The following is a 4,245-nucleotide window of genomic DNA, read 5'->3' on the forward strand; positions in this document are numbered from 1 at the left end:
TCACAGCCGCGTCCACCAGCCCGGTCACGATCCGTGTGGCGCGGGATACCAACGGAATCTCCGCAGTGGCGTCCAACCTCGTCTCTACCCTCAACGGGATCTTCGCCTCGATCTCCACGCAGAGCGCAGTGGTCAATAGCACCGACTCCAGCGGTAGCCCCAAGGTCAGCGGAGGTATCTTCACCGGCGAAGCCACCGTCCGGGACGTCAACCAGAACCTGGTCAACGCCGCGTCCATGCCCGTCGGCAGCAGCGGCCGGTCGCCCTCGGAGTTCGGCATCAGCATCCAAAAGGACGGTTCCTTCCAATTCGACGCGACGAAGTTCACCGCCGCGATGGCCGCAGATCCGGTCAAGACAAAGGCCGACTTCCAGGAACTGGCCACCAGGGTTGCCGCTGCCGCCAACCTCGCGTCCGACAAATACAACGGAACCCTGACCACGGACATCACCGGGCAACAGGCGCGGTCCAAGGACCTCTCGGACCAGATCTCAACGTGGGACCAGCGGCTTTCCGACCGCCAGGCAGCCTTGAAGCAGACCTACGCCAATCTTGAAGTCACCCTCAGCACCATGCAGTCGCAGTCGGCATGGCTGACCTCGCAATTGACCGGCCTTTCCGCAGGGAGCAAGTAAGAATGACCACCCCCTTCATTGGAAACCCCTCCTACGGAAACGGCGGCTACGGCAACTCCGCACAGCGGAACCAGTACCTGAGCGAATCCGTACTCTCGGCCCCGCCCGCACGGCTGCTGACCATGCTCTACGACCGGCTCCTTCTCGACCTGGGCCGGGCCGAAGGCGCGCTGCAGACCGCCGACTGGTCCCTCGCCTCCGAGAACCTCATCCACGCCCAGGCGATCATCACCGAGCTCTCCTCGTCGCTCAACACCGACGCCTGGGACGGCGCCGACGGTCTGCTGGGCCTCTACAACTACGCCTCCACGGCGCTGATCAACGCCAACATCCAGCGCAACCCCGCACTGACCCGCGAGGCGATCGACCTCCTGGAACCGCTCCGCCAGGCATGGCACGAGGCGGCGGCAGCGATCCCCGCCGCGCAGCCCGCCCCCGCCGCGGCGCCGTCGTCCTTTGCCGCCGCAGGTTCCTGGGCAGCCTCCTCCGGAGCGGGAAGCGGGAGCCTGGGCTTTGGCTGAACAAGAGTCCCGGGGGGAGGACCAGCTCGCCGAGCACACCGATGATCCCGCAGCCGCCGCATGGCTCCTGGTGCTGGATGTCCTGGAAATGGCCGTGACTGCCGCGGAGAAAACCCTCAACGATCCGCTCGGTCCGCTCTCGGCGCCGCTGCACCAGCCGGAGTCAGCGCTGCCCGTGCAACGCTGGAGCCCACCGGTGCTCAGCGGACCCCTGCCTCCCGAGGCCCGGCGCCGCGCCATGGCCCTCTCCGCAGCGCAGGAGCGTGTGGCCAAACGCCTGGAGGCGGCCAAACAGGACGTTTCCCGCCAGCTCCACGCGCTCAGCACCGTCCCGAGCCTGAGCTCCCCGTCGCGGGCCGTCTACCTCGACGTTCAGGGCTGATTTCCGGGGCAAGTCCCCGTTGCCGGCATTCGGCAAAACCCTCCCGAAAAAGTTGTTTCAAATTTCCCTAACGCGGCCCTGAGCTGTGCCGATAACCACAGTAAGAGCACGGATCGCTCGTTTCCCGGCCACGGATCGGCCACTCCCCACCTTCCCAGGCAGGATACTGTGCTCGAATCCGTGACCTCCGCCGCATTGAGCAGCGCCTTGAACGGGCTGTCGCTGCGCCAGCGGACTATCGCGAACAACATCGCGAACGTCAACACGCCGAACTACCACGCGCAGCGTGTGAGCTTCGAGGCAGCCCTCGCCCAATCGGTGCAGTCAGGCGACGGCAACGTCCAAGCCACCACGGCTTCCTCCCTCGAGCCCACCCAGCTCAACGGCAACAACGTCAACCTGGACACGGAAACCCTGTCCAACATCGATACTGTTCTCCGCTTCCAGTTCGCGTCCCGTGCCATCGGCTATGAATTCAGCTCCGTGCGCTCCGCCATGAGGACCAGCTGATGACTTTCGACGCGATCGGCATTGCCGGCTCCGCCCTTACGGTGCACCGCAAATGGCTTGACGCCGTCTCTGACAACCTCGCCAACATGAACAACGTGTCCCGAACGTCCGGCAACGCTTTCCAGGCCAAGTACGTCGAAGCGGCCGCGGGCGCGGGCGAGAGCGGCGTCTACGTCAAGAGCACCCCGCTCGGCAGCGGCGCCGGCCGGATCGTCTACCAGCCGGACCACCCGCTCGCGGACGCCAATGGCAACGTGAAGTACCCGGACATCGACATGGCCGAACAAATGGGCGCCCTGATCATCGCCCAGCGCGGTTACCAGGCCAACGCGCAGGTTGTTGACCGCGCCCGTGAGACCTACATGGCTGCCCTTGAGATTGGAAGATCCTGATGCCTGTTTCCCCGATCGCCCCGGTCCAGGGCGTTATGCCCACGGACTACGTCGGCGGTGCCTCGGCCGTCTCTGGCACTGATGGTTCCGGCTTCGCGGCGTCCCTCACCGGAGCCGTCGACAACCTCCAGCAGCTGCAGTCGACGTCGAACCAGCTTGCCGTCTCCGCCGTCACCGGCAACCTCAACGACATCCAGGACGCCACCATCGCCGCCACCCGGGCGCAAGTGACCTTGGAACTCGTCGCCTCCATGCGCAACAAGGGTGTTGACGCCTTCAACGAAATCATGAGGATGCAGGCCTGATGCCTCCGCAGATTACCGGCTTCTTCCAGCGTCTGGGCGGCGGCCTCAAGTCCTTCACCACGGGGCAGAAAACCTTGGCGGTCATCGGCGCTGCCCTCCTGGTGGTCGGCATCGTGGCGCTCTCCGCCTGGCTCTCCAAGCCCTCCATGACGCCACTCTTCTCCGGCCTCAAGAGTGCCGACGCGAGCGCTGTGGTGGACCAGCTCAAAAAGGACAACGTCCCTTATGAGCTCAGCGACGGCGGGGCGACCGTCCTGGTGCCACAGGAAAAGGTCTACGACGAGCGGCTCAAGGCCGCCTCCGCCGGCCTGCCGACCGCGGCGGCCACCGGCTACTCCCTGCTGGACAAGATGGGGGTCACGTCTTCCGAGTTCCAGCAGTCAGTCACCTACAAGCGTGCGCTTGAAGGTGAACTGGCCAGCACGATCAATGCAATGGACGGGGTGAAGAACGCCGCCGTCCGTCTCGCCATCCCGGAAAAGAYCGTCTTTGTGTCGAAGACGCCCGACACCACCGCGTCCGTTTTCATCGAAACCACCGCGGGTACCACGCTCTCCAGTGACAAGGTCCAGGCCATCGTCCACCTGACCTCCGCTGCGATCGAGAACCTCAAGCCGGACAACGTCTCGGTGGTCGACTCCCAGGGCAACGTGCTCTCCACGGTCGGGGGCGGCGCCACGGGCTCCACCTCCAAGCAGGCCAGTGACTACCAGAACCGGACGTCTGACGCCGTGAAGGCAGTCCTGGACCGCGTCGTGGGTCCGGGCAACTCCACGGTGGCGGTTGCCGCCGACGTCACCGGGGAATCCGCACAGCAGAAGAGTGAAACGTTCTCCAACACCCCTGGCGCCCTGCCGCTGAGCGAATCGTCCAAAACCGAGAAGTACACGGGAACCGGGGGAGGCGCCGCGGGCGTCCTCGGCCCGGATAACATCGCTGTGCCCGGTGGTACCAGCGGGAACGGCAATTACGACTCCACCACCGGGACCAAGAACAACGCCGTCAACAAGGTCACTGAGGACCGCGTCATCCCGGCGGGTGCGGTCAAACGCCAGACCATCTCCGTCGCCGTCAGCCAAGCCGCCGCTAGCGGCCTGAATCTCGCGTCGCTCAAAAACCTCGTTACCTCCGCAGCCGGCGTCGACGCTACCCGAGGGGACGTCGTGACGGTTGAGGTGGTGCCGTTCAGCACCTCAGCTTCCGACGCCGCCGCAAAAGCACTCGGCGAGGCGCAGGCCAACGCCGATGCCGAAAGACAGTCGGCCTTCTTGGGCACCCTGATCACCGCCGGCAGCATCCTGCTGGGGCTGCTGATCCTGGCCCTGATCGTGATTATCATCCTGCGACGCCGGCAGAAGCGCGAACCCGTGGACCTGGGCGAGCGCCTCGACCTGCTGCCGCCGCCGCCCGCCGTGACAGCCATTGACCCGGCCCCCGCGACGTCGGCCATCCCGCTCATGGCCCTGCCGCTACAGCCGTTACCGTCCCCGCCGCTGGAAG

At 65.6% G+C, this 4,245-nt stretch carries 7 protein-coding genes; all 7 read left to right on the forward strand.

Annotated elements, in window-relative coordinates; genetic code table 11:
* Positions 1 to 635: flagellar filament capping protein FliD (gene fliD, locus AB4Y86_RS13255; protein WP_441402682.1), on the forward strand; the 635-nt coding region annotated here is incomplete at its 5' end.
* A 2-nt stretch (positions 636 to 637) separates the two neighbouring features.
* Complete coding sequence (fliS, locus tag AB4Y86_RS13260; RefSeq protein ID WP_441402683.1) at positions 638 to 1,156, forward strand: flagellar export chaperone FliS; 519 nt, start codon at positions 638 to 640, stop codon at positions 1,154 to 1,156.
* Entirely contained in the window at positions 1,149 to 1,538 is a 390-nt protein-coding gene (locus AB4Y86_RS13265) for a hypothetical protein (protein ID WP_441402684.1), read from the forward strand. Before fliS ends, AB4Y86_RS13265 begins: the two co-directional genes overlap by 8 nt.
* 168 nt (positions 1,539 to 1,706) lie before the next feature.
* A complete protein-coding gene (locus tag AB4Y86_RS13270; RefSeq protein ID WP_441402685.1) occupies positions 1,707 to 2,048 on the forward strand; it encodes a flagellar basal body rod protein FlgB in 342 nt (113 codons plus the stop codon).
* Entirely contained in the window at positions 2,048 to 2,440 is a 393-nt protein-coding gene (locus AB4Y86_RS13275) for a flagellar basal body rod protein FlgC (protein WP_441402686.1), read from the forward strand. The genes AB4Y86_RS13270 and AB4Y86_RS13275 overlap by 1 nt, the downstream gene beginning before the upstream one ends.
* Entirely contained in the window at positions 2,440 to 2,745 is a 306-nt protein-coding gene (gene fliE / locus AB4Y86_RS13280; RefSeq protein WP_441402687.1) for a flagellar hook-basal body complex protein FliE, read from the forward strand. Before AB4Y86_RS13275 ends, fliE begins: the two co-directional genes overlap by 1 nt.
* On the forward strand, positions 2,745 to 4,245 hold a 1,501-nt coding region (gene fliF / locus AB4Y86_RS13285), incomplete at its 3' end, for a flagellar basal-body MS-ring/collar protein FliF (RefSeq protein WP_441402688.1). The genes fliE and fliF, both read left to right, overlap by 1 nt.

Origin of the sequence: Arthrobacter sp. 2YAF22_2 (genome assembly GCF_052114645.1) — a bacterium.
Lineage (GTDB): Bacteria > Actinomycetota > Actinomycetes > Actinomycetales > Micrococcaceae > Arthrobacter.

Excerpts from the sequence above, each read along its gene's own strand:
- AB4Y86_RS13275 (WP_441402686.1), top strand. The coding sequence starts at position 2,048 with ATGACTTTCGACGCGATCGGCATTGCCGGCTCCGCCCTTACGGTGCAC.
- fliS (WP_441402683.1), top strand. The coding sequence starts at position 638 with ATGACCACCCCCTTCATTGGAAACCCCTCCTACGGAAACGGCGGCTAC.
- fliE (WP_441402687.1), top strand. The coding sequence starts at position 2,440 with ATGCCTGTTTCCCCGATCGCCCCGGTCCAGGGCGTTATGCCCACGGAC.